General features: G+C 68.2%; 25 protein-coding genes. 12 read left to right on the top strand and 13 right to left on the bottom strand.

The annotated features are described in order from the left end of the window. Positions 1 to 4: 4 nt before the first annotated feature. The 5 genes from ACRDNQ_RS17725 to def (ACRDNQ_RS17745) are packed head-to-tail and all read right to left on the bottom strand — an operon-like array spanning position 5 to position 2,665. The gene (locus ACRDNQ_RS17725; protein ID WP_431830041.1) at positions 5 to 241 is read right to left on the bottom strand and encodes a hypothetical protein; all 237 of its coding nucleotides are present in this window, start codon (positions 239 to 241) and stop codon (positions 5 to 7) included. Between the two features lie 3 nt (positions 242 to 244). Next, the gene (gene fmt, locus ACRDNQ_RS17730) at positions 245 to 1,153 is read right to left on the bottom strand and encodes a methionyl-tRNA formyltransferase (protein ID WP_431830042.1); all 909 of its coding nucleotides are present in this window, start codon (positions 1,151 to 1,153) and stop codon (positions 245 to 247) included. After that, positions 1,150 to 1,647 carry a peptide deformylase gene (gene def, locus ACRDNQ_RS17735; protein WP_431830043.1) on the bottom strand — a complete coding sequence of 166 codons (498 nt, stop codon included), beginning with the start codon at positions 1,645 to 1,647 and terminating at the stop codon, positions 1,150 to 1,152. Before def (ACRDNQ_RS17735) ends, fmt begins: the two co-directional genes overlap by 4 nt. Continuing rightward, complete coding sequence (def, locus tag ACRDNQ_RS17740; protein ID WP_431830044.1) at positions 1,644 to 2,147, bottom strand: peptide deformylase; 504 nt, start codon at positions 2,145 to 2,147, stop codon at positions 1,644 to 1,646. The genes def (ACRDNQ_RS17735) and def (ACRDNQ_RS17740) overlap by 4 nt, the downstream gene beginning before the upstream one ends. Next, entirely contained in the window at positions 2,144 to 2,665 is a 522-nt protein-coding gene (def, locus tag ACRDNQ_RS17745; protein WP_431830045.1) for a peptide deformylase, read from the bottom strand. The genes def (ACRDNQ_RS17740) and def (ACRDNQ_RS17745) overlap by 4 nt, the downstream gene beginning before the upstream one ends. Before the next feature lie 96 nt (positions 2,666 to 2,761). On the opposite strand from def (ACRDNQ_RS17745), the gene ACRDNQ_RS17750 reads away from it, so the two are divergent. Beyond that, on the top strand, positions 2,762 to 3,937 hold the full coding sequence (locus ACRDNQ_RS17750; protein ID WP_431830046.1) for a MalY/PatB family protein: 1,176 nt from the start codon (positions 2,762 to 2,764) through the stop codon (positions 3,935 to 3,937). Positions 3,938 to 3,949: 12 nt separating this feature from the next. Here ACRDNQ_RS17750 and ACRDNQ_RS17755 read toward each other — a convergent pair whose 3' ends face one another. Beyond that, on the bottom strand, positions 3,950 to 4,303 hold the full coding sequence (locus ACRDNQ_RS17755; protein WP_431830047.1) for a hypothetical protein: 354 nt from the start codon (positions 4,301 to 4,303) through the stop codon (positions 3,950 to 3,952). A 235-nt stretch (positions 4,304 to 4,538) separates the two neighbouring features. On the opposite strand from ACRDNQ_RS17755, the gene ACRDNQ_RS17760 reads away from it, so the two are divergent. After that, entirely contained in the window at positions 4,539 to 5,534 is a 996-nt protein-coding gene (locus ACRDNQ_RS17760) for a glutathione S-transferase family protein (RefSeq protein ID WP_431830048.1), read from the top strand. A 10-nt stretch (positions 5,535 to 5,544) separates the two neighbouring features. Here ACRDNQ_RS17760 and ACRDNQ_RS17765 read toward each other — a convergent pair whose 3' ends face one another. Further along, complete coding sequence (locus ACRDNQ_RS17765) at positions 5,545 to 5,904, bottom strand: hypothetical protein (protein WP_431830049.1); 360 nt, start codon at positions 5,902 to 5,904, stop codon at positions 5,545 to 5,547. Positions 5,905 to 6,082: 178 nt separating this feature from the next. Here ACRDNQ_RS17765 and ACRDNQ_RS17770 point away from each other — a divergent pair, with 178 nt between their 5' ends. Continuing rightward, on the top strand, positions 6,083 to 7,276 hold the full coding sequence (locus ACRDNQ_RS17770; protein WP_431830050.1) for a lytic murein transglycosylase: 1,194 nt from the start codon (positions 6,083 to 6,085) through the stop codon (positions 7,274 to 7,276). Between the two features lie 5 nt (positions 7,277 to 7,281). Here ACRDNQ_RS17770 and ACRDNQ_RS17775 read toward each other — a convergent pair whose 3' ends face one another. From ACRDNQ_RS17775 to ACRDNQ_RS17785, 3 genes are all read right to left on the bottom strand, one after another. Further along, positions 7,282 to 7,437, bottom strand: coding sequence for a hypothetical protein (locus tag ACRDNQ_RS17775; RefSeq protein ID WP_431830051.1), 156 nt, complete (start codon positions 7,435 to 7,437; stop codon positions 7,282 to 7,284). A gap of 38 nt (positions 7,438 to 7,475) precedes the next feature. Continuing rightward, on the bottom strand, positions 7,476 to 10,931 hold the full coding sequence (smc, locus tag ACRDNQ_RS17780) for a chromosome segregation protein SMC (RefSeq protein WP_431830052.1): 3,456 nt from the start codon (positions 10,929 to 10,931) through the stop codon (positions 7,476 to 7,478). 131 nt (positions 10,932 to 11,062) lie between these two features. Continuing rightward, complete coding sequence (locus tag ACRDNQ_RS17785; RefSeq protein WP_431830053.1) at positions 11,063 to 12,721, bottom strand: thiamine pyrophosphate-binding protein; 1,659 nt, start codon at positions 12,719 to 12,721, stop codon at positions 11,063 to 11,065. 77 nt (positions 12,722 to 12,798) lie between these two features. Between ACRDNQ_RS17785 and ACRDNQ_RS17790 the strand changes: the two genes are divergently transcribed. Then, positions 12,799 to 13,338 carry an NADPH-dependent FMN reductase gene (locus tag ACRDNQ_RS17790; protein ID WP_431830054.1) on the top strand — a complete coding sequence of 180 codons (540 nt, stop codon included), beginning with the start codon at positions 12,799 to 12,801 and terminating at the stop codon, positions 13,336 to 13,338. Here ACRDNQ_RS17790 and ACRDNQ_RS17795 read toward each other — a convergent pair. Continuing rightward, on the bottom strand, positions 13,335 to 14,375 hold the full coding sequence (locus tag ACRDNQ_RS17795) for an NAD(P)/FAD-dependent oxidoreductase (protein WP_431830055.1): 1,041 nt from the start codon (positions 14,373 to 14,375) through the stop codon (positions 13,335 to 13,337). The genes ACRDNQ_RS17790 and ACRDNQ_RS17795 overlap by 4 nt on opposite strands. 57 nt (positions 14,376 to 14,432) lie before the next feature. Between ACRDNQ_RS17795 and mnmD the strand changes: the two genes are divergently transcribed. After that, positions 14,433 to 15,107 (top strand): tRNA (5-methylaminomethyl-2-thiouridine)(34)-methyltransferase MnmD, encoded by a 675-nt coding sequence (gene mnmD / locus ACRDNQ_RS17800; protein ID WP_431830056.1) that lies wholly within the window; start codon positions 14,433 to 14,435, stop codon positions 15,105 to 15,107. After that, positions 15,104 to 15,985, top strand: a complete 882-nt coding sequence (locus tag ACRDNQ_RS17805) for a DMT family transporter (protein WP_431830057.1) — start codon at positions 15,104 to 15,106, stop codon at positions 15,983 to 15,985. The genes mnmD and ACRDNQ_RS17805 overlap by 4 nt, the downstream gene beginning before the upstream one ends. Here ACRDNQ_RS17805 and ACRDNQ_RS17810 read toward each other — a convergent pair. Beyond that, positions 15,973 to 17,931: a lytic transglycosylase domain-containing protein gene (locus ACRDNQ_RS17810; protein ID WP_431830058.1), complete on the bottom strand. Its 1,959-nt coding sequence runs from the start codon at positions 17,929 to 17,931 to the stop codon at positions 15,973 to 15,975. The two genes, ACRDNQ_RS17805 and ACRDNQ_RS17810, sit on opposite strands and share 13 nt — an antisense overlap. A 141-nt stretch (positions 17,932 to 18,072) precedes the next feature. Here ACRDNQ_RS17810 and dapA point away from each other — a divergent pair, with 141 nt between their 5' ends. Continuing rightward, entirely contained in the window at positions 18,073 to 18,948 is an 876-nt protein-coding gene (dapA, locus tag ACRDNQ_RS17815) for a 4-hydroxy-tetrahydrodipicolinate synthase (protein WP_431830059.1), read from the top strand. Here dapA and ACRDNQ_RS17820 read toward each other — a convergent pair. Next, positions 18,945 to 19,373 (bottom strand): ion channel, encoded by a 429-nt coding sequence (locus ACRDNQ_RS17820; protein ID WP_431830060.1) that lies wholly within the window; start codon positions 19,371 to 19,373, stop codon positions 18,945 to 18,947. The genes dapA and ACRDNQ_RS17820 overlap by 4 nt on opposite strands. A gap of 81 nt (positions 19,374 to 19,454) precedes the next feature. Here ACRDNQ_RS17820 and smpB point away from each other — a divergent pair, with 81 nt between their 5' ends. The 5 genes from smpB (at position 19,455) to ACRDNQ_RS17845 (ending at position 22,192) form a co-directional block, all read left to right on the top strand. Continuing rightward, positions 19,455 to 19,931, top strand: coding sequence for an SsrA-binding protein SmpB (smpB, locus tag ACRDNQ_RS17825; protein ID WP_431830061.1), 477 nt, complete (start codon positions 19,455 to 19,457; stop codon positions 19,929 to 19,931). 78 nt (positions 19,932 to 20,009) lie between these two features. Then, on the top strand, positions 20,010 to 20,435 hold the full coding sequence (locus ACRDNQ_RS17830) for a hypothetical protein (protein WP_431830062.1): 426 nt from the start codon (positions 20,010 to 20,012) through the stop codon (positions 20,433 to 20,435). An 81-nt stretch (positions 20,436 to 20,516) separates the two neighbouring features. Beyond that, entirely contained in the window at positions 20,517 to 20,711 is a 195-nt protein-coding gene (locus tag ACRDNQ_RS17835) for a hypothetical protein (RefSeq protein WP_431830063.1), read from the top strand. A gap of 69 nt (positions 20,712 to 20,780) precedes the next feature. Then, the gene (gene sseA / locus ACRDNQ_RS17840) at positions 20,781 to 21,629 is read left to right on the top strand and encodes a 3-mercaptopyruvate sulfurtransferase (protein ID WP_431830064.1); all 849 of its coding nucleotides are present in this window, start codon (positions 20,781 to 20,783) and stop codon (positions 21,627 to 21,629) included. Further along, positions 21,626 to 22,192 carry a GNAT family N-acetyltransferase gene (locus tag ACRDNQ_RS17845; RefSeq protein WP_431830065.1) on the top strand — a complete coding sequence of 189 codons (567 nt, stop codon included), beginning with the start codon at positions 21,626 to 21,628 and terminating at the stop codon, positions 22,190 to 22,192. The genes sseA and ACRDNQ_RS17845 overlap by 4 nt, the downstream gene beginning before the upstream one ends. Positions 22,193 to 22,194: the final 2 nt, after the last annotated feature.

Genomic DNA, 22,194 nt, shown 5'->3' on the forward strand with positions numbered 1-22,194 from the left:
GCCGTCATTTCCGCCAGTGCGTCGGCACGATGATCAGCGCGCCGACAGCAGCGACGATGGCGTTGATGCCGGGCCTTCCGAAGCTGATCCCGAACATCAGTGTCACGAAGTAGAAGACGAACGCCCCGCCGACGCAGATGATAATCGACTGCAGGATCCCGTTATGGGTGAAGCCGGTCTTCTCGGCGAGGTAGCCGACGATCCCGGCGATCACGACCGTGCCGATCAGGGTGGGGAACATGGACTATCCTCCAAGGATGGTGCCGGGGGGCAGCGGCGTGCCGTTGAGGAAGGCGTTGACGCCCTGCCGTTCGCGGCCCTCGATCTGAGCTTCGGTGACTTCCACGGCGCCGGTTCCGCAGGCCACGATGAAGCCTTCAAGAACCGCACCCGGCGCGCCGGCCCCCTTCGCCAGCCGCGACCGCAGAAGCTTCACGCGCTTGCCGTTCAGCGTCGTCCATGCGCCGGGGAAGGGCGAAAGGCCGCGGATCTGGCGGTCGACCTCGACCGCGGGGCGGATCCAGTCGATGGCGGCCTCGGCCTTGTCGATCTTTCTGGCATAGGTCACGCCCGCCTCCGGCTGCGGGTCGGGCACAAGCGTATCGAGACGGTCCAGCGCCATGACGATCAGCCCGGCGCCAAGGCCCGCCAGCCGGTCGTGCAGGTCGGCCGTTGTCTCGGCCTCGCCGATCGGCGTCGCCTCGCGCAGAAACACTGGCCCGGTGTCGAGACCGGCCTCCATGCGCATGATGCAGACCCCGGTTTCCGCGTCGCCCGCAAGGATCGCCCGGTGGATCGGCGCCGCACCGCGCCATCGCGGCAAGAGAGAGGCATGGATGTTCAGGCAGCCGCGGCGCGGCGCGTCGAGGACCGCCTGCGGCAGGATCAGCCCATAGGCCACGACGACACCCACATCGGCGTCGAGCGCGGCGAAGTCGGCCTGCGCCTCGTCGGTGCGCAGGCTGCGGGGGTGGCGCACCACGATCCCAAGCGCCTCGGCCCGGGCATGGACCGGGCTTGGCCGGTCCTTCTGGCCGCGCCCCGCCGGGCGCGGCGGCTGGGTATAGACACATACGACGTCATGCCCCGCCGCGACCAGCGCGTCGAGCGCCGGAACCGAAAACTCCGGCGTGCCCATGAACACCACCTTCATGCCGCGCCCTTCCGCACCTTGCGCAGCAACATGTCACGCCGCGTCCGGCTTAGCCGGTCGATGAAGAGCCTGCCGTCCAGGTGGTCGATCTGGTGCTGCACGCTGGTCGACCACAGCCCCTCGAAGTCGCGCGTGACGTCGGCGCCCGTCTCGTCGAGGTAGCGCACCGTCACCCGCGCGGGGCGGTGCAGGATGGCCGAAATGCCGGGCAGGTTGGGGCTTGCCTCTTCATGGGCGCGCAACTCGTCAGAGGCGGCGACGATCACCGGATTGGCCAGCCGCACCGCCTGATCGCGTGCGTCCGAGGCATCGACGACGGCAAGGCGCAGCATCACCCCGATCTGCGGGGCGGCAAGGCCGACGCCCGGCATCGCCTCCATCGTGTCGATCATGTCGCCCCAGATCGCGCGGGTCGCGTCGGTGATCGCGGGCACCTCGTCGGCGCGGGTCCTGAGCCGGCGGTCGGGCCAGGGCAGGCAAAGGCGCGCCGTCATCTCGTGGCCTCGGCATAGGCGGACTCGAGGTCGGCACGCAGAGTGGGGTCGGCGCGGGCGAAGGTGACGATTCCGTCGAGGTGATCGTATTCGTGCTGGGCGCAGATCGCGGCGAAGCCCGTCATCTCGGCCTCGACACGGGCGCCCTTCAGATCGGTCCAGCGCAGCACGATCCGGCCCGGACGCCGGACCGGCACAAGGATGCCGGGGATCGACAGGCAGCCTTCCTCGTTCAGAAGCAAGTCGCCGCCGGTCTCGACGATCTCGGGGTCGATGCAGACGATCGGGTCGGGGTCGCCGGTCTTCCAGGCCACGTCCATGACGAACAGGCGCCGCGACACGCCCACTTGCGGCGCGGCAAGGCCGCGTCCGGGCGCGGCATACATCGTTTCCAGCATGTCGGCGGCAAGGGCGCGCACCCCGTCGTCCACCCGCCCCACGGGATCGGCCCGGCGCGCCAGCACCGGATCGGGCCATAGGGCGATGGGCCGAACGGTCACGCCCGCGCCCGGTCGCGCTTGAGCTTGACCATCTTGCGGGTGATCATCTGTCGCTTCAGCGGCTTGAGATAGTCGATGAAGAGGATGCCGTTCAGATGATCGATCTCATGCTGGACGCAGGTGGCCCAGAGACCGGAAAAGCGTTCGGCCTGGGGCTTGCCGTCAAGACCGGTCCAAGCCACCTCGACCTCGGCCGGGCGCTCGACCTCGGCGTATTGCTCGGGGATCGACAGGCACCCCTCCTCGTAGACGTTGCGCTCCTCCGAGGACCAGACCACCTTGGGGTTGATCAGGACCATGGGGCGCGGGGGCGCGGCTTCGTCCTTTACGCAATCCATCACCAGCATCTGCTTCAGCACGCCGACCTGCGGCGCGGCAAGACCGATGCCGGGGGCATCGTACATCGTCGCCAGCATGTCGTCGGCAAGCCGACGCAGGTCGTCGGTAATCTCGGACACGGGGTCGGCGACCTTCTTCAGGCGCGGGTCGGGATGGATCAGGATCGGGCGCAACGTCATGGCCCCGATTTAGGGGACCCTCGCCGCCTGCGCAATCGGCTTGCGGTCGCCCGCCGCCCGGCTAGGTTTGCCGAACTTCGGCGAGGATGACGAACCATGGACTTCGATTTCGACAGCGCCCCCTCGGGCAAGGGACACTTCGCGCAGAAGTGGGATGACATGGCCACGCTCATGGGCGTGACCGCCGAGGACGCCATTCCGATGTGGGTGGCCGACATGGACTTCCAGGCCGCGCCCTGCATCCTCAAGGCGCTTCAGACCGAGGTCGATCGCGGGTTCCTTGGGTATTTCGCGCAGACCGCCCGCGTGTCCGAGGCCGTCACGACATGGATGTCCACCCGGCACGGCTGGAGCTTCGATCCGTCGGCCTTGCGGTATTCGCACGGGGTGGTCGCGGGCTTCGCCATGGCGGTCGATGCCTTTTCCGACCCAGGCGACGGCGTCATCCTGTTCTCGCCCGTCTACCATTCCTTCTACGGCAAGCTTCGGGCATTGGGCCGCACCGTGCTGGAAAGCCCGCTGGCGATGACCGACGGCCGTTTCGAGATGGATCTCGAAGACCTGGCGACCCGGCTGACAGGCCGCGAACGGATCGTGGTCCTGTGTTCACCGCACAACCCCGGCGGGCGGGTCTGGTCGCCGGACGAGATCCGCGCCCTGGCCGCCTTCTGCGAGGCCCACGACCTGATCCTGATCTCGGACGAGATCCACATGGACCTGACCTTCCCGGGCGTCCGCCATGTGCCGACCGCGGTCGCCGCGCCCGAGGCCAGGGCACGGCTCGTCACCCTGTCGGCGGCGTCGAAGGGCTTCAATATCGCCGGGGGCGAAACCGGGTTCATCGTGATCGAGGATCCCGCACTGATGGCGACCTTCGACCAGACCTTCAGGAACCGGGGCGGCACCCCCAACCGCTTCGGCATGCTCCTGCTGCGCGCGGCCTGCCGCGAGGGCGGACCGTGGAGCGATGCGGTCCGTGCCTATCTTGCCGACAACTTCACGCTGTGGCGGGACCGCATCGGCGCCCTGCCGGGCATCGAGGTCATGGACATGAGCGCCACCTATCTGTCGTGGGTCGACTTCCGTGGCACGGGCTGCACGACGCAGGATGTCGATACCCGAATCGGGGTCCATGCCCGAATCGCCAAAAGCCCGGGTCAGGCCTTCGGCACCGGCGGTGACGGCTGGAACCGGTTCAACCTTGCCATGCCGCGGCCGCGCCTTTTGACGGCGATCGAGCGCATGGAAGAGGCCTTCGCCGATCTTCAGTAGGTCCGCCGCGCCTCAGACAAGGCGCGGGATCAGACCCACGGGGGCGTTTTCGTCCCGGTCGTAGTCCAGCGGCGCGCGGTCGACGGCCGCGGTCGAGCGCTTGAATTCATAGACCATCTCGCCGGCCTCTTGCGCGCTGGCCACGATAAGGCACTGCGACAGATGCCGCGCGCCATCGTAAAGGTCGACAAGGCCGCGCAGGTGCGGCGCGTCCTCGGCATCGAGGGCGAAGCCCCGGTCCCACACGCGCAGAATGGTGAAGGTCTGATCGCCAACCTTCACCCGAAGGCGGCTTTTCTTGGCGGCGGCACGCTTGCGGGCCCGTTCCAGGCCGTCACGCACCTCTTTCGGCAGATACTCGGACATGACACATACTCCCCCTAACGCCTTGAGGATGAGGGGTTTTCACGTTTCGTCAAGCAAAGCTTCGGAATCTCCAAACGCAAGGCGACGATTCCACTTCGACTGGGGAATTGTCGCCACATGGGCCGGCCGTCGGATTTGGTGTGCAATTTCGCACTTAAGCTGCGCCAACATGGGGATTACTGTGCCTGGATGCGTCGCCTACCTGACCCGTGGATTGCTGAACGGAGGACCTCGGATGGGACAGCTGGTAGACGGCGTCTGGCACGACACATGGTACGACACGGCGCGCAGCGGTGGGGCCTTCGTGCGGTCGACCGCGCGGTTCCGGAACTGGATCACCCCCGATGGCAGGCCGGGCCCGTCAGGCGATGGCGGCTTCGAGGCCGAAGCGGGACGCTATCATCTTTACATCTCCTACGCCTGTCCCTGGGCGCATCGCACGCTGATCTTCCGCGAACTGAAAGGCCTTCAGGACCTGATCGGCGTTTCGGTCGTGCACCCCGACATGCTGACGGACGGCTGGACCTTTGCGCATGACTATCCGGGCACGACCGGAGACAGGCTGCATGCTGCGCCCTTCCTGCGCGACATCTACCTGAAAGCCGATCCGAAGATTTCGGGCCGCGTTACCGTGCCGGTGCTCTGGGACCGGCAGCGCGAGACGATCGTGTCGAACGAATCCTCGGAAATCATCCGCATGTTCAACGGCGCCTTCGATCACCTGACCGGCAACCGCGACGACTACTGGCCAGAAGACCTTCGCGCGGCCATCGACGACGTGAACACCCGCATCTACGACACGGTCAACAACGGCGTCTACCGCGCCGGCTTCGCCACCACCCAGTCCGCCTACGACGCGGCAGTGGCGCCTCTGTTTCAGTCGCTCGACTGGCTCGAGGATCGGCTGTCACGCAGCCGCTACCTGATGGGCGGGCGGATCACCGAGGCCGACTGGCGGCTCTTCACGACGCTGGTGCGCTTCGATCCGGTCTATCACCTGCATTTCAAATGCAACCGGAAACGGCTGATCGACTATCCGAACCTCTGGGCCTACACGCGCGAACTTTACCAACGACCGGGCGTCGCCGGCACCGTGAACTTCGACCACATCGTGCGGCACTATCATTACAGCCACGCCTCGATAAACCCGCATCGCATCCTCCCGATCAACCCGATCCTCGATTGGTCCGAACCGCATCGGCGCGAGGAACTGCCGCGCAGGGCCGCCTGAAGCCAGGGCCTCAGGTGCTGCCGTAGTGGTGGACGATCGCCGCGATGTCCTCGGGCGGGGTGTGGGTTTTCACATAGGCGCAGGCGTTGGGGATGTGGTTGAAGATCGACCCGTCGGAAAAGAAGGTGCTGTTCGTGACGAAGACGACCTTGGCGTCGGGCTGGCGGTAGCTTGCGAAATCGGCCACCGCGATCGCGCTGCCCCGCACCAGCATCAGGTCGAGCACGATGACGCCGACCTCGAACTCGCACAGGAACTGCGTTGCCTCGTCCTGCGACGCGACACGCGCCACGATGGCTCCAAGACGCTCAAGATGGTTCGCCCAGACCCTCGACAGGTCGGGATTGTTCGCCACGATCAGGACCAGCATGTCACCTCCGGGGCCAGATCTTCCGGCTCCGCGTTCCCCCGACGCCAATATGTCGGCCAAGTTCCTAACGAAAGGTTAACGCGCGACCGTGGTCGACACCTGACGCGGCGGCAGTCCGCCGGCCATTGCCAGACGGCAGCGGACTGCTAGGGTTCAGCATCACAGACGGAGTGACCCCATGCGCCTGCGCCACCACATCGCCCCCCTCATGGTCGCCCTTGCGGGCCTTTCCGCAGCCGCCCCCGCATCTGCGAGCGTGCCCTGCGGAGGAAGCTTCGGCGATTTTGTCGCGGCGATGAGGGCCGAAGCCCTGCGCCAGGGGTTCGACCGGGCAAGCGTCGACAGCTTCTTTTCCGGCGTCCGGCAGGATCCGGCGGTGATCCGCGCCGACCGCGCGCAGGGCATCTTCCAGATGCCCTTCACCGATTTCGCCCGCCGTCTCATCAGCAACGACCGCCTGGTGCGGGGCCAGCGCAACGCGCAGCAGTGGGATGCCGTCTTCGACCGGATCGAACGGGACTACGGCGTCAACCGGGGTGTCCTTCTGGCCTTCTGGGCCTTCGAGACCGACTACGGCGCGGTTCAGGGCGACTTCAACACCGTGAACGCGCTGATGACCCTTTCGCACGACTGCCGCCGGCCCGACCTGTTCCGGCCGCAGGTCTTCGCGGCGCTTCAGCTTTATACCATGGGCGATCTCGACCCGGCGCGCACCACCGGCGCCTGGGCGGGCGAGATCGGCATGGTGCAGATGCTGCCGGGTGACATCATCCGGAACGGGGTCGATGGCGACGGCGACGGGCACGTGCGGCTCAAGACCTCGGCGCCCGACGCGCTGATGTCGGGGGCGAACATGCTGCGCGCGCTTGGCTGGCGGGCGAACGAGCCCTGGCTGGTCGAGATCGTCGTGCCGCAATCGCTTGACTGGTCGCAAACCGGGCTTGGAAAGGCCAGGCGCGTCTCGGACTGGGAGGCGCTGGGCGTGCGCGGCAGATCGGGCGCGTTGCCGGCGCGAAACCTGCCCGCCTCGGTCCTGCTGCCGCAGGGGCGCAACGGGCCGGCCTTCCTCGCCTACCCGAACTTCGACGTCTATTTCGAGTGGAACAAGAGCTTCGTCTACGTCACCACCGCCGCCTATTTCGCGACACGCCTGGAAGGCGCGCCGGTGTTCGAGGCCGGCAATCCCAGCCCCGCCCTGCCCGAGGGACAGATGAAAGCCCTTCAGCAGAAGCTGCAGGCGCGCGGGCACGACGTGGGCGCCATCGACGGCATCCTTGGCGCCCTGACGCGCGCGGCGGTCCAGAAGGAGCAGATGCGCCTTGGCCTGCCCGCGGATGCCTGGCCAACGACCGAGCTTCTGAACCGCCTCTGAAGCGGTCAGCGCAGGGCGACGACCACCAGCGGCTTGGTCGCGAAATCGCGCTTCACCGCATGATCCGGGCTGCCAAGCCCGCTGGCGATGGCCAGAAGGAAGAGACCCAGAGCGATTCCCGTGAACTCGTACATCGTGAACACCTCATGTCGTTCGTTCACGAGTCGTTCTAAGCCGTAAAGGTTAATTCGGTCTAAGGTTAAGCGACCAGCGCCTCGGCCTTTCGCAGGTCGACCGAGACAAGCTGGCTGACCCCCAGTTCGGCCATCGTCACCCCGAACAGCCGGTCCATCCGCGACATGGTCACGGCATGATGGGTGATGATCAGGAATCGTGTGTCGGTGCGCCGCGTCATCTCGTCCAGAAGGTCGCAGAACCGGGTAACGTTGGCGTCGTCCAGCGGCGCGTCGACTTCGTCCAGAACGCAGATCGGCGCAGGGTTTGCCAGGAACACGGCGAAGATCAGCGCCAGCGCGGTCAGCGTCTGCTCGCCCCCCGACAGAAGGCTGAGCGTGGCCAGCTTCTTGCCCGGCGGCTGGCACATGATCTCGAGCCCGGCCTCGAGCGGGTCATCGCTTTCGACAAGGACAAGCCTCGCCTCGCCGCCCCCGAAGAGATGCTTGAAGAGCATCGCGAAGTTCCCGTTCACCTGCTCGAAAGCGGTTAGCAGCCGTTCCCGGCCCTCGCGGTTGAGGTTGGCGATCCCGGTCCGCAGGGTGCCGATCGCCTCTTGCAGGTCGGTGCGCTCGCTCACCAGCGTGTCGTGTTCTTCCTGCACTTCACGGGCGTCTTCCTCGGCGCGCAGGTTGACCGCGCCAAGCGCGTCGCGCTGGCGGCGCAGGCGATGGACGTCTGCCTCGAGCGCGGTGGCCGAAGGCATGGCGTCAAGCGTGGTGGCCAGGGTGTCGAACAGCGCGTCGGGCGACGTGTCGAGTTCTTCGGCGATCCGCGCCGCGGCCGCGGCCACGGCCTCTTTCGCGGCGGCGTGCCGCGCCTCGGTGCCGGCCCGCGCCTCGCGGGCCTCGGATGCGGCGCGTTCGGCGTCGCGTTCGGCCGCGGCGGCCTCGCGCAGGGCGGTCTCGCCCGCGGCCAAGGCATCGGCGGCCTTCCGGCGCCGCGCCTCGGCCTCGTCGATGCGCGACCGCAGCGCCGCCTGATCGGCACGGATGCGTTCAGGCGCGGCCTTCGCCTCGGTCAGCTTGCGGTCGGCGGCCTCGCGACGCTCGTCGAGTTCGGCGATCCGCGCCCCGGCGGTTTCAAGCCGGTTGACCCAATCGCCGCGCTCGCGCGCGATCTCGGTCAGGCGGCGATGACGCGCCTCGCCGGCGCGGCGCAGCTCGTCATGACCCGACCGCCGGGTCATCATCGTCATCCGCGCGGCCTCGACGGTCACGCGCACATCCTCGGCCTCGGCCCGTGCGGCATCGAGGTCGCCCAGACCCTTCAACGCCGCCTCGGCCTGGCGCAGGCGCTCGCGTGCCGCCGCCGCTTCCTCGGAATGGCGCACCTCGGCCAGGCGCGAGCTTTCCAGCTTGCCCGCGGCGATGTTGCGATCGGCTTCGGCCCGCGACAGCGCGCGGCTGGATTCCGTCACGCGCTGGTCGGCGGCACGGCGGGCTTCGCGCGCGGCCCGGTCGGCCTCGGTCGTCTCGGCCAGCCGCCGCTTGAGCACCTCGTGCGCCTGTTCGGCGCCCGCGGCGCGCGCACCGACCTCTTCAAGGTCCTGCTTCAGCTCCTGCAGGCGGTTCAGTTGCTGCATCCGAAGCGCGGTCGCCGAAGGCGCATCCTCGGCGGCGGTGCGGAAGCCGTCCCAGCGCCAAAGGTCGCCGTCGACGCTGACAAGGCGCTGGCCGGGACGAAGCTCGGCCTGACGCCGGGTGCCATCCGACCGGTCGACCAGTCCCACCTGGCTCAGCCGGCGGGCCAGGACATCGGGCACGGTCACGAAATTCGACAGGGCCGCGACGCCGTCGGGCAGGGTCTGCGGCTGGGCATAGCCCGGCAGCGCGGCCCAGCCCGACACGCCATCGGCCTTCACGACCGGGGCGCGCAGGTCGTCGGCCAGCGCCGCGCCCAGGGCCTTCTCGTAGCCCGACTTGACCGAGACAAGGTCCAGAACCTGCCCGCCCTCGGCGGTGTCCCGCTGGACAAGACGCGCCAGCGCGGCAACCTCGGCCCGAAGGGCGCTGACCTCTCCCGAAGCGGCCGAATGGGCGGCCCGGGCGTCGGACTCGCGCGCCTGGGCTTCGCCGCGCGCATCGTCGGCGGCGACCAGCGCGGCCTCGGCGGATTCGGCGGCGGCGGTCGCTTCGGCCAGCGCCGCCTCAGCGGCCGCAAACGCCGATTCCGAGCGCTTCAGGTCCTCGGCGGACTGGCGCGCGGCCTCACGGGCAGCGACGGCGGCAGCCTCGCTTTTCTGCTGTGTCGCGGACTCGTCCTCGACCAGACGCTGCGCGGACTGATGACGCGCGGCAAGCCGGGCCACATCCTCGGTCAGCTGGGAATAGGCGGTCTCGCGATCCTGCAGGACCTGCGCGGCGTCGTGCGCGGCCGCCGCGGCAGCCTCGAGCGCGGCCTCATGCCCCTCGCCATCGGCCGCAAGCCGCGTGGCTTCGTCGTCAAGCGCCGCCAGCGTCTGGCCGGCGTCCCGGTTCAGCACGGCTTCGCGTTCGGCGTCGCGCGCCAACTGCTCGATCTGGGCCTCGAGTGCCGCGATCGCGCCGCGCGCCCGCTTCTCGGCCTCGTCCAGCGTCGACAGCTCGACCGTCAGCCGCTGCAGGATGGCCGAGGCGATGGCCTCTTCCTCGCGCAGGGGGGGCAGACCTTCCTCGGCCTCGCCCCGGCGCGTGGCCGCCGCGCGCGCAAGGCGCTCGGCCTCGGCCGTGCGGCGCGTCTGGTCGGTCAGGGCCGCCTGAGCCGCCTGCGCGTGCTGGCCGGCCTCGTGCCAGCGGCGATAAAGCAGCGCGCCCTCGGCCTTGCGAAGTTCTTCGCCGATCTCGCGATAGCGCGCGGCTTGTCGGGCCTGGCGTTCCAACTGCCGCAATTGCTGGGCCAGCTGCTCGATCACGTCCTCGACCCGTGCAAGGTTCTGCTCGGCGCCGTTCAGCTTCAGTTCGGCCTCGTGACGGCGCTGGTAAAGACCCGAGATGCCGGCGGCTTCCTCGAGGATCCGGCGACGGTTCGTCGGCTTGGCATTGATCAGTTCCGAAATCTGGCCCTGCCGCACCAACGCCGGCGAATGCGCCCCGGTCGAGGCATCGGCAAACAGCATCTGCACGTCGCGCGCGCGCACGTCCTTGGCGTTGGCCTTGTAGGCCGACCCCGCGTCGCGGGTGATGCGGCGCACGATTTCAAGGGTGTCCGCGTCGTTGAAGGCGGCCGGAGCCAGCCGCTCGGAATTGTCGATGAACAGTGCCACTTCCGCGAAGTTCCGCGCCGGGCGGCTGGCGGCCCCGGCAAAGATCACGTCCTCCATCCCGCCCCCGCGCATGGCGGTCGGGCGGTTTTCCCCCATGACCCAGCGCAGCGCCTCAAGCAGGTTCGACTTGCCGCAACCGTTCGGCCCGACGACGCCGGTCAGCCCATCGGCGATGACAAGGTCGGTGGGGTCGACAAAGCTTTTGAAGCCGTTGAGTCTGAGCCTGGTGAAGCGCAAGGGCGTGCGGGGTCCGCTGTGATTCCGATCCGGGCAGTGTCAGGCCGGTGCGCCGCCCTGTCAACGCAAAGGACCCCGCATCTGCGCGACCTTGCCGGCTTGTCCACAAGATATTGAAAGGGTGTGCGCGTTCAAAGCGACCGGCGCAATCCCATCTCGCGCGCTTCGGACAGGCTGAAGCCGGTCGCCAGCGCCTCGGGATCGAGGCGCAGTTCGATCACGGCGGCCGTACCCGAGGCAAGGGCCCGCGCGAACGCCGCCGGGAAATCCGACGTGCGCTCAACCGTTTCGCCATGCCCGCCATGGGCACGCGCCAGCGCCGCGAAGTCGGGATTGCGCAGGTCTGTGCCGCTGACGCGGCCCGGATAGGTCCGCTCCTGGTGCATGCGGATCGTGCCGTAGCGGCCGTTGTTGGCGACGATGACGACGACGTTCGCACCGTATTGGAGCGCGGTCGAGATTTCGTTCCCGGTCATCTGGAAGCAGCCGTCGCCCGCGAAGCAGACGACGGTCCGTGCGGGGTGTTCCAGCTTTGCGGCGATGGCGGCGGGCAGGCCGTAGCCCATGCTGCCCGAGGTCGGCGCAAGCTGGCTGCGATAGCCCTTGTAGGTGAAGTATCGGTGCACCCAGGCCGCGTTGTTGCCCGCGCCATTGGTGACGATGGCATCTTCGGGCAGGCTGTCGGAAAGCCACCGGACGACCTCTTCGAGCCTGACCGCACCGGGGCTCTCTTTCGGCACCTGCCAGGCCTGGTATTCGGCGCGCGCGGCGGCGGTCCAGTCGGCCCAGTCGCCCGTCACCGGCCCGCCGTCCAGCAGCGCGCGAATCGCCACGGGCGCGGGGACGCACAGCGTCACATCGCTGCGAAAGACCGTGCCCGGCAGGTCCGGGTCGGGATGGACGTGCAGGATCGTCTTGCCCGGTGCGGCGGGGTCCATCAGTTCGTAGCCTTGCGTCGGGATATCCCCGAACCGCGACCCGAGGATCAGAAGGCAGTCCGCCCGCTGAAGCCGCTGGGCAAGCTTGGGGTTCATGCCGACGCCAAGATCGCCCACGTAGGACGCCGACCGGTTGTCTATATGGTCCTGCCGCCGAAAGGTCACCGCGACCGGAAGGCCCGAAGCCTCGGCGAAAGCGCGCAGATCCTCTGCCGCCTGCGCCGTCCAGCCCGACCCGCCGGCGACGATCAGGGGGTTGCGCGCCCGCCCCAGCCTGTCACGGATCGCCCGCAGCGCGTCCGCGTCCACCCCCTGCGCCGAGGGCGCGGTGGGGGCAAGGTCGGGGACGTCGGCGTGTTCGGCCAGCATGTCCTCGGGCAGTGCCAGCACAACGGGGCCGGGACGTCCCGACATAGCCACATGAAATGCGCGGTTCAAGTATTCGGGCAGACGGGCGACATCGTCGATCTCGGCCACCCATTTCGCAAGCGGGCCGAAGACCGCGCGGTAGTCGACCTCCTGGAAGGCTTCGCGGTCGCGGTGGCCGCGCGCGATCTGGCCGACGAACAGGATCATCGGCGTCGAATCCTGCCGCGCGACGTGGGTGCCCGAAGCGCCGTTCGTCGCCCCCGGCCCGCGGGTGACGAAGGCCACGCCCGGGCGTCCGGTCAGCTTGCCGTGCGCCTCGGCCATCATCGTCGCGCCGCCCTCGTGCCGGCAGACGACATTCTCGATCCCGCTGTCGTAAAGCCCGTCGAGCACCGCAAGAAAGCTTTCGCCCGGGATCGAGAAGACCCGCGCCACGCCCTGCGCCTTCAGATGATCGACAAGGATGCGGCCGCCGTGCCTCATGTCCCGTTCCTCCGCGATTCGCTTGCATATCCGGGCCAGTCCCCTAGATCGCGTTCGGAACCAACGGGGGACAGCCCATGCTGCTTGGCATCTCGGGGTCGCTGCGTAAAGAGGCGACCAACCGCAAGCTCATCCGCGAGGCGGCGCGGCTTTACGGCGGCCCCTACACCGAAGCCGACCTGCGCCTGCCGCTTTACGACGGCGACGAAGAAAAAGCCGAAGGCATCCCCGCCAAGGTCCAGACCCTGGCCGACCAGATCAAGGCGGCCGAGGCGGTGGTGATTTCGACCCCCGAATACAACCAGTTGCTGTCAGGCGTCCTGAAGAACGCGCTCGACTGGGTCAGCCGGGTGCCCGGCCGGCCGTGGCGGGACAAACCCGTGGCCGTGATCTCGGCCGCCGACGGGCGCGCGGGCGGCGCGCGGGCGAACTCGTCGCTGCGGCTGGCGCTGGTGCCGTTCCGGCCGCGCATGCTGATGGGGCCGGACGTTATGGTCGCGGACAGTTCCAACGCCTTCGACGAGTCCGGCCGACTGACGGGCGAGCGCTACATCGCGCAACTGACCGAGTTGATGGAGCTTCTCAAGGCCGAGGCCCGAAGGGGCCAAGGGGCCTAGAGGGACGCCTCGACGCGGAAGTCGTCGGGAATCGTGTCGCGTCCGTCAAGGATCAGGTCGGCCATGACCTCGGCCACCTTCGGGGCGACCCCGAACCCGATCTTGAAACCGCCGTTGGCGATGAAATGCCCGGGCCGCCCCGGCCAGGGCCCGAGGATCGGGGCGCGCGACCGGCTGCGCGGGCGCAGGCCCGCCCAGCGCCGGACGACCCGGGCGCCGTGCAGCACCGGCATGGCCGCGACCGCCTGCTCGATGACCGCGTCAAGGGCGGCATCAGTCCCGGTGGGGTCTGCATAGTCGCGTTCCGAAGTCGATCCGACAGCGACCGTGCCATCGGCATGGGGCACGATGTGAAGCCCGCCCGCGAAGACCTGCGGCATCTCGCGCGCGTCGAAATGCAGGACGGCCGCCTGCCCCTTTACCCCGCCGCCCGCCGGCCGCCCCGTCGCCCCGGACAGCGCATGCAGGCCGGCGGCCCCCGTCGCCCACAGGACCGCGCCGTCGTCCGCGCCGTCGCGCAGGATCTCGCCCCCACGCATCGCGATAGCCGCGGCCAGCGCATGGCAGGCGGCGAGCGGGGCTAGGCGGGCGCTCAGGTCGTCATGCACCAGAAGCCCCGTGGGTGACGGCGGTGCCCAGGCACCGGCCTGGGTCGCGTCAACCACGCTCCAGCGAAAGCGTCCCTGCCAGACCTCCTGCGCCGAGGCCTCGCGCGCCCGCGCCATGTCGACCGCGCGCTCGTCAGCAAGGGGTTGAAGCCGCCCCAGCCGGGCATAGCCCGTGACCAGACCCGACGTCGCCTCGACCTGACGCCAGAAGGGCTCTGCCAGAACCAGACTGTCGAACTGGAAGGCCTTCTTGGCGTTCCAGGCGTCGGGCGTATGCGGGGCCAGCGCGCCCACGACCCCCCCCGAGGCACCGGCCGCCACGCCATGAGGATCGACCACCCGCACACGCGCGCCCCGAAGCAGCGCGGCCCAGGCCACGGACAGGCCGAAGATGCCCGCCCCGCGCACGGTCAGATCGACGGTTGCCAATGCTCGCGGCCTTCTCCAGTGTCGCGCCGGCGATCAGGGTAGTCGGGACGGGAACCGGTGGCAAACGGGCAGGCAGAGGTGGACTGGCGCGACGGGCGCGTGCCGATCTCGACTCGCTTCGACGACCCCTATTTCTCGCTCGAGGATGGTCTGGCCGAAACACGCCACGTCTTCCTGCAGGGCAACGACCTGCCCGCGCGCTTCCGCCCCGGCTTCACCATCGCAGAACTTGGCGTCGGCACGGGGCTGAACCTGCTTGCGGCCCGGCTGCTGTGGCGCGAGAGCGGACAGACCGGCCGGCTTCACTATGTGGGCTTCGAAGCCTACCCGATGGCCGAGGCCGATCTGCGCCGGGCGCTGTCGGCCTTCCCCGAAGTGTCCGACGGCGCGGACCTCGTCGCCCGGGCTCTTGCGCAACCGGGAACAACCGTCGAGGACGGCGACATGGCGGCAACGATCCTGATCGGTGACGCTGCACGGACCCTTCCGGGATGGTCGGGGAGGGCCGATGCCTGGTTCCTTGACGGCTTCTCGCCTGCCAAGAACCCCGGGCTCTGGACGCCGGACCTTCTGGCCGGTGTCGCGCGTCACACCGCCCCGGGGGGCAGCGCCGCCACCTATTCTGCCGCCGGCGCCGTGCGCCGAGCGCTGGCCGAGGCGGGATTTCAGGTCGAACGCCGCCCGGGCTTCGGCCGCAAGCGCCACATGACCGTGGCCCGGATGCCCGAATGACCGAGACCAACACCCGCCTTGGCATCTCCCTCATGCTGGCGACCACCTTCGTCTTCGCGACGCAGGACGGCATCTCGCGCCACCTGGCGTCCGAATACAACGTGCTGATGGTCGTGATGATCCGCTACTGGTTCTTCGCGGCCTTCGTCATGGCGGTTGCCGCGCGAAAGAGCGGCGGCCTGCGCAAGGCGGCCGCGACGTCGCAGCCCGTGCTCCAGACGGTGCGGGGGTTGCTCCTGGCCAGCGAGGTCTGCGTGATGGTTCTGTCCTTCACTCTGCTTGGCCTGATCGAAAGCTATGCCGTCTTCATCAGCTATCCGCTCATGATCGCCGCCCTGTCAGGCCTCGTCCTGGGCGAGCGCGTGGGCTGGCGGCGCTGGGTCGCCATCGCGGTGGGCTTCGTCGGTATCCTGATCGTGCTTCGGCCGGGGTATCACGTGTTCTCGCCCATCGCGCTTGTGCCCCTTCTGTCGGCGCTGATGTTCGCGCTTTATGGGCTTCTGACGCGCTATGCGGCGCGCAAGGACACGACGGCCACCTCGTTCTTCTGGACCGGCACGGTGGGCGCGGCCTTCATGACGCTTGTCGGCATCTGGTTCTGGGAACCGATGACGCCCGCCGACTGGGGCTGGATGGCCGCGCTTTGCGTGACCGGGGCGCTGGGCCACTGGCTGCTGATCCGCTGCTACGAGGTGGCCGAGGCCAGCGCGGTGCAGCCCTTCGCCTATTTCCAGCTGGTGTTCGGGGCGATGTTCGGGATCTTCATCTTTGGCGAGACGATCGAGACGAACGTCGCCATCGGAACCGCCGTCGTGATCGGAGCGGGCCTGTTCACGCTGTGGCGCGAACGGCTGGCGCTGCGGCGTCAGCGGCCCTGAAGCTCCTGGCTCAGCCGCAAAGGCTCGGTCCGGCCTGTCAGACGCGCGCGATAGACCGGCAGGCTTTCGGTGACCCGCATCACATAGTTGCGCGTCTCGTCGAAGGGGATGTGCTCGATCCAGTCGATCACGTCGGTCCCGGCCGCGCGCGGATCGCCGCGCTCTTGTATCCAGCGGCGGGGACGGCTTGGTCCAGCGTTGTAGGCCGCCGAAACAAGCACGAAGTTACCCCCGAACTCGCTGATCAGCTCGGCAAGGTAGGCCACCCCCAGCGTCGCGTTGTAGGCCGGGTCGCTGAGCAGCCGGTTCGCGCTGTAAGGCAGCCCAAGATCGCCGGCCATCTCTTCGGCGGTGCCCGGCATGAGCTGCATCAGCCCCCGTGCGCCCACGCCGCTGACCACGCCCGGGTCGAATTCGCTTTCGCGCCGCGCGATAGACAACGCCAGTTCCGGCGGCACGATCGGGTTCGCCGCCCCCAGGTCCACGACCGGGTAATAGGCCGCCGGCACAACGATCCCGGCATCCGCCGCTCGCTTGGCGATCATCAGGGCGATGTGCGGCTCTTCCAGTTCGAAGGCCAGCGCGGCAAGCTGGCCCACGCCGGACTCATCCAGGCTTTCGGCCAGGTGCGTCAGGAAACGCTCGGCCAGCGACCGTTCGCCCGCCTTTTGCAGCAGAAGACCCGCCGCCAGCACCGAGCTTTCGGCGAAGGACGAGGTGCGCCAATCGCCATAGTCGGTGGTCCCGGTCAGCGCGGGATCCATCGGCAGGCCTGCGGCTTCGGCCGCCAGCAGGCCGTAGAAGCTGGTCTGGAACTCGCCGCCGAAGGCATAGGCGGCCTGGGCCATCTCGGCATTGCCCATCGCGGCGTGGGCGCGACCTTCCCAGTAGCCCGCGCGGCCAAGGCTGATCGGCGTCTCGACCGCCAGTCGGAAACGCTGGAAATGGCCCAGCGCCGCTTCGGGATCGTCGAGATACCGCAGGGCGACATAGCCGGCCAGCCATTCGAGATCGGCATAGTTCGATCCTTCGGTCAGACCGTGGCGCGCGGCAAGGCGATACGCGGTGCGGGCCTCTCCGCTGCGCATGGCCGATCGCGCGAGAACCCGCCGCCAGTTCGACCAGGCTTCGGGATTTCCGAGATCGGCCACCGTGCCGTCGCGGTCGATCATCAAGGCGATGGCGTCGTCGGTTCGGCCCTTTCGGACACGCCACTGCATCCGCTCGTAAGCCAGGCCCGGATCGTCGGCATGCGACGCGGGAATGGCCGCGATCAGCGTGTCGACGCCGGGCTGGTCCGCCCGCAAGGCAAGGCGCGCGCGCCCCAGCGCCCGCCAGCCTTCGTCCACGCGGGGATACATGCGCTCGGCCCCTGGCCGCTGGTCACGCCAGAGCAGCATGTCGAGCCGCTCGGTGTGATGCGGGGCAAGAACGCCGCCGAAGCGCGACAAGAGAACGTCTTCGTCCGCCGCCGACAGGATCTGTGTCCGCCAGGCAAGGACGGCCTGCGCCTCGGCCTCGGCGGCCCGGCCTTCGGCAAGATAGGCCGCAGTCAGCGCTGACGAGCCCGACCCCGTCTGCGGCGGGGTCTCGGCGAAGAAGGCAAGCACCTCGGCCGAGCGCGTTCCGAAGGGAACAGCCGCCTCGGATCGTTCACGCAGGTAGGCAAGGCCCGGCCAGTCGGGGCGGCGGGCAAGAAAGGCCACGGCTTCGTCGAAGGTCCCACGCGCGCCGCGCAGGTAATGCCATTCGATGATGTCGGCACCGATGGGTCCGGCGCCACGCGCCGAAGCCCGAGCGGCCTCCCAGTCGCCCGCGCGCATCTCGGTCAGGGCACGCGACAGCGCGTCGGCCTCGCGCGTGGATTGCGCGGCGGCCATGCCGGCGCCGGCCAGAAGAAGGGCCAGAACGGTGATCAGGCGGGCAAGAAGGGGGCGAAGCGACATGCGGGGGACCCTAGCTTGGCCGCACGCCGTGGCAATACACAAACTTGGCAAGGCCCGGCGGCTTGGCTAGTGTCCGCCGCGATCGGTCCGGGGTGGCCGGACGCGGTCATGGGGACCGCCAGGGGAATGAGGGACGCGCGCATGTTCAAGGGATCGATTCCGGCACTGGTCACGCCGTTCCGCAATGGCGAGCTTGACCTCGACACCCTGCGCGCGCTGATCGACTGGCACGTCGCCGAGGGCAGCGCGGGCGTGGTCCCGGTGGGAACGACCGGCGAAAGCCCGACGCTGACCCACGAAGAACACGAGCTTGTGGTCAGCGAAACGGTCAAGGCCGCCGCTGGCCGGATCCCGGTGATCGCCGGGGCCGGATCGAACAACACCGTCGAGGCGATCCGATTCGTCCGCCACGCCGAAGCCGCGGGCGCGGATGCCGCCCTGGTGGTGACGCCCTATTACAACAAGCCGACGCAGGCGGGTCTCATCGCGCACTACCGCGCGCTGCATGACGCCTCGAGCCTGCCGATCATCATCTATAACATTCCCGGCCGCTCGGTCGTCGACATGACACCGGCCACGATGGGCGAACTGGCCAAGCTGCCGCGCATCATCGGGGTGAAGGACGCGACCGGCGACATCACCCGCGTGTCGAAACAGCGCGAGACCTGCGGCAAGGACTTCCTGCAGCTTTCGGGCGAGGATGCCTCGGCGCTGGGCTTCAATGCCCATGGCGGCAGGGGGTGCATCTCGGTCACCGCAAACGTCGCGCCCCGACTTTGCGCGGAATTCCAGGCCGCGACGCTGGCGGGCGACTATGCCGCCGCTCTCGCCTACCAGGACCGGCTGATGCCGCTGCACGAGGCGATCTTCCTTGAACCCGGCCTTGCCGGCGCGAAGTATGGCCTGTCGCTTCTGGGTCGCTGCCGCGAAGAGGTGCGGCTGCCTCTGGTCGGCCTGACCGACGGCACGAAGGACCGCATCCGCGCGGCCATGCGCCACGCGGGTCTCGTGAACTAGTCGCTCCAGCGCATTCTGCGCATGTCGCGCAGTGTGTCGGTCAGCATCGCGGTCAGCAGCCCGAACATCAGGAAGCCGTTGGCGCCGACCATGCCGCCCAGAAGCCGCCATTGCAGCGGCACAAGGACATCGCCCAGACCAAGCGTGGTATAGGCCACCAGCGAGTAGTAGATCGCCTCTTCGACCGTATCGAAGGTGTCGATGGCGATGAACACCGTCGCCCAGATGCCCACGCCCAACATCACGACAGCCATCGTCCAGGTGACCACAAGGCAGATCACGCCGATCGTCTTGAAGGCATAAGGGGGGCGCCGCACCCAGGGCTCGATCCGCCGCAGCATCCGGATCAGAAGCCACCACATCACCGCGCCGACGATGACTGAGCAGAAGGTGATGACGGTGCCAAGCAGGATCTGGACAAGCATTCCGGACTTGTTCTCCAGACCGAAGGTCGGGTCAAGGCTCGGACTGGACAGGCAGGACCGTGCACCATATGTCAGGCGGCCATGTCGAAGCCCAAGGACAACCCCAACTACAAGGTCGTCGCCGAGAACCGGCGCGCGCGCTTCGACTATGCCATCGAGAGCGATCTCGAATGCGGGATCATCCTCATGGGGTCCGAGGTGAAGTCGATGCGGACCGGGCAGGTCAACATCGCCGACAGCTATGCCGAGGTGAAGAACGGCGAGCTCTGGCTCGTGAATTCCTACATCGCGCGCTACGAACCGGCCCGCCAATGGGGCCACGAGGAACGGCGGATCCGCAAGCTTCTGATATCGAAAAAGCAGATGGCCGACCTCTGGAACGCCACCCAGCGCCAGGGCATGACGCTGGTACCGATCGTGCTGTATTTCAACGACCGTGGCATCGCGAAGCTGAAGCTGGGCATCGCGAAGGGCAAGAAGGCCACCGACAAGCGCGAGACCGAAGCCAAGCGTGACTGGCAGCGGCAGAAACAGAGGCTCTTGAAGGAGCGGGGGTGAGGCGGGGACGCCACGGCGCTCCGCCAGATGCGACCACCCGGCTATGTGTTCAGGCAAAACCGACCTTATCCTGAAGCCATGGCTCGTCCCCTTGTCCATGCCCTCGCGCTCGGCGTGACGCTCGTCGCCACCTTCGCGGCGGACGGCGCCGTCGCCGAGGGGTCCGAGGCAACGCCCTGGTACGTCGACAACGCGCGGCTCTGGCCTGACGGGGCCGCGGTGAAGTTCGACACGCGGTACCTCCGGATCTGCCAGCCGTGGTTCGGCCCGGCGTCCGGGCGGCAGGCGCTCCTCGGCGTCAACGCGGCGGTGATCCCCGGCTCGGAGAACGCCTATGCGCCGCTGAACCTGCGCCTCAGTTCGCGCAGCTCGAGGGACGAGGTCAAGGCGAACATGCTCGGGTTTCTCACGCTTCGCGGAACCCGCGCGTTCGGTCCGGTGACCTACGAGGCTTACGAGTCGTATCGCGACGAAGGTGACATCTTGCCGGTCCGAGGCCTGTAGATCTTCGAGGGCGACAGCGGCCAACCCTGGCCGCCGCACTGGGTCAACTGCTCGCATGAGGTTTCTGTGCCCTCGGGTGGAATGGAGGCCTGCAACGTCTGGGTCTGGTACACCGACCACCTCTCGGCGCGCCTCGTCTTCCACCGCTCGCTCGAGCGCAAGGACGTGCGCGCCTACTTCCCCTTCTTCGCCCGCGAGATCGTCAAGGTGCTGGAGGCGGTCGATGTCACCGACGACCTCCCCGACCTCGAGGGGCCGATCGATATCGTGGAGTGACCCCCGCCCCTTGCCTGATGCCCGCTGCGGCGCTAGGCACGACAGGCGCACCTTCCGGGGGTTTCCGCCATGTCCGACGATCCGAAAACGCTTGTGTCCACCGGCTGGCTGGCCGAGCACCTGAAGGACCCCGACCTGCGGGTGCTCGACGCAAGCTGGTATCTGCCGGACATGGGCCGGGACGCGAAGGCCGAGTATGCGGAAAGCCACATCCCCGGCGCGCGGTTCTTCGATATCGACGAGATCTCGGACCTGCGCTCGGACCTGCCGCACATGGCGCCGCCGCCCGAGAAGTTCATCAGCCGGATGCGCGCCATGGGCGTGGGCGACGGGCATCAGATCGTGATCTACGACGGGGCGGGCATGTTTTCGGCCGCCCGGGTCTGGTGGCTGTTCCGCCTGATGGGCAAGACCGATGTCGCCGTGCTTGATGGCGGGTTCCCGAAATGGCGCGCCGAAGGCCACCCGGTCGAGGACATGCCCCCGATCCTGCGTGACCGACACATCACCGTGCAGCGCCAGGCGGCGCTGGTCAACGACGTGACGCAGGTCGCCGCCGCGGCAAAGCTGGGCGACCACGAAATCGTGGATGCGCGATCTCCCGCCCGGTTCCGGGGCGAGGAAGCCGAGCCCAGACCGGGCCTGCGGTCAGGACATATCCCCGGCTCGAAGAACGTGCATTACCGCACGGTCCTGAACGACGACGGCACCATGAAGGACACGGCCGGCATCCGCGCGGCCTTTGCGGCGGCCGACGTGGACCTGTCGAAACCGGTCATTACCACCTGCGGGTCCGGCGTCACGGCCGCGATCCTGTTTCTGGCGCTGGACCGGATCGGGCACCTCGACCATTCGCTTTACGACGGGTCCTGGGCCGAGTGGGGCATGTATCCCGACCTGAAGGTCGAGACGGGATGACCATCGTTCCTGCCGGCACCGAGGTGCCCTACACGGTGACCTTCCTCGAAATGACCGAGCGCCCCACCTGGAGCTATCCGCATCTTCCTGCCACGGAACCGGCCTCGCTTCTGAAGGCCGAGGATCCGCCGGTCTGGTACTTTCTGTCGCTCTACGACGCGGTGGGGCGCGATTATGCCTGGGAAGACATCCACCAGCGCGAGCATTCCGATATCGCGGCCTGGCTCTCGCACGAGGCGGTGACGCTTCATACGCTTCTCGTGCACGGTTGGCCGCACGGCTTCTTCCTGCTCGACGCGCGCGCGGGAACGACCTGCGATCTCGCCTATTTCGGCCTTGTGCCCGAAGCGGTCGGGCGCGGCCTTGGCTCGTGGCTTCTGAAGACCGCGATCCTGATGGCCTGGGACATGCCCGGCGTGACCCGGCTTGAGGTGAACACCTGCACGCTCGACCATCCCCGCGCACTTCAATCCTATCAGCGTCACGGTTTCACGCCCGTCCGCCGCGAGGATCGCACCCGTGTGCTGACACGCAACCGCGACCTGACCCGCATCCCCGACTGAGA

It is taken from the genome of Saliniferula longa (assembly GCF_050789285.1).
Classification (GTDB): Bacteria; Pseudomonadota; Alphaproteobacteria; order Rhodobacterales; family Rhodobacteraceae; genus CAVPWP01.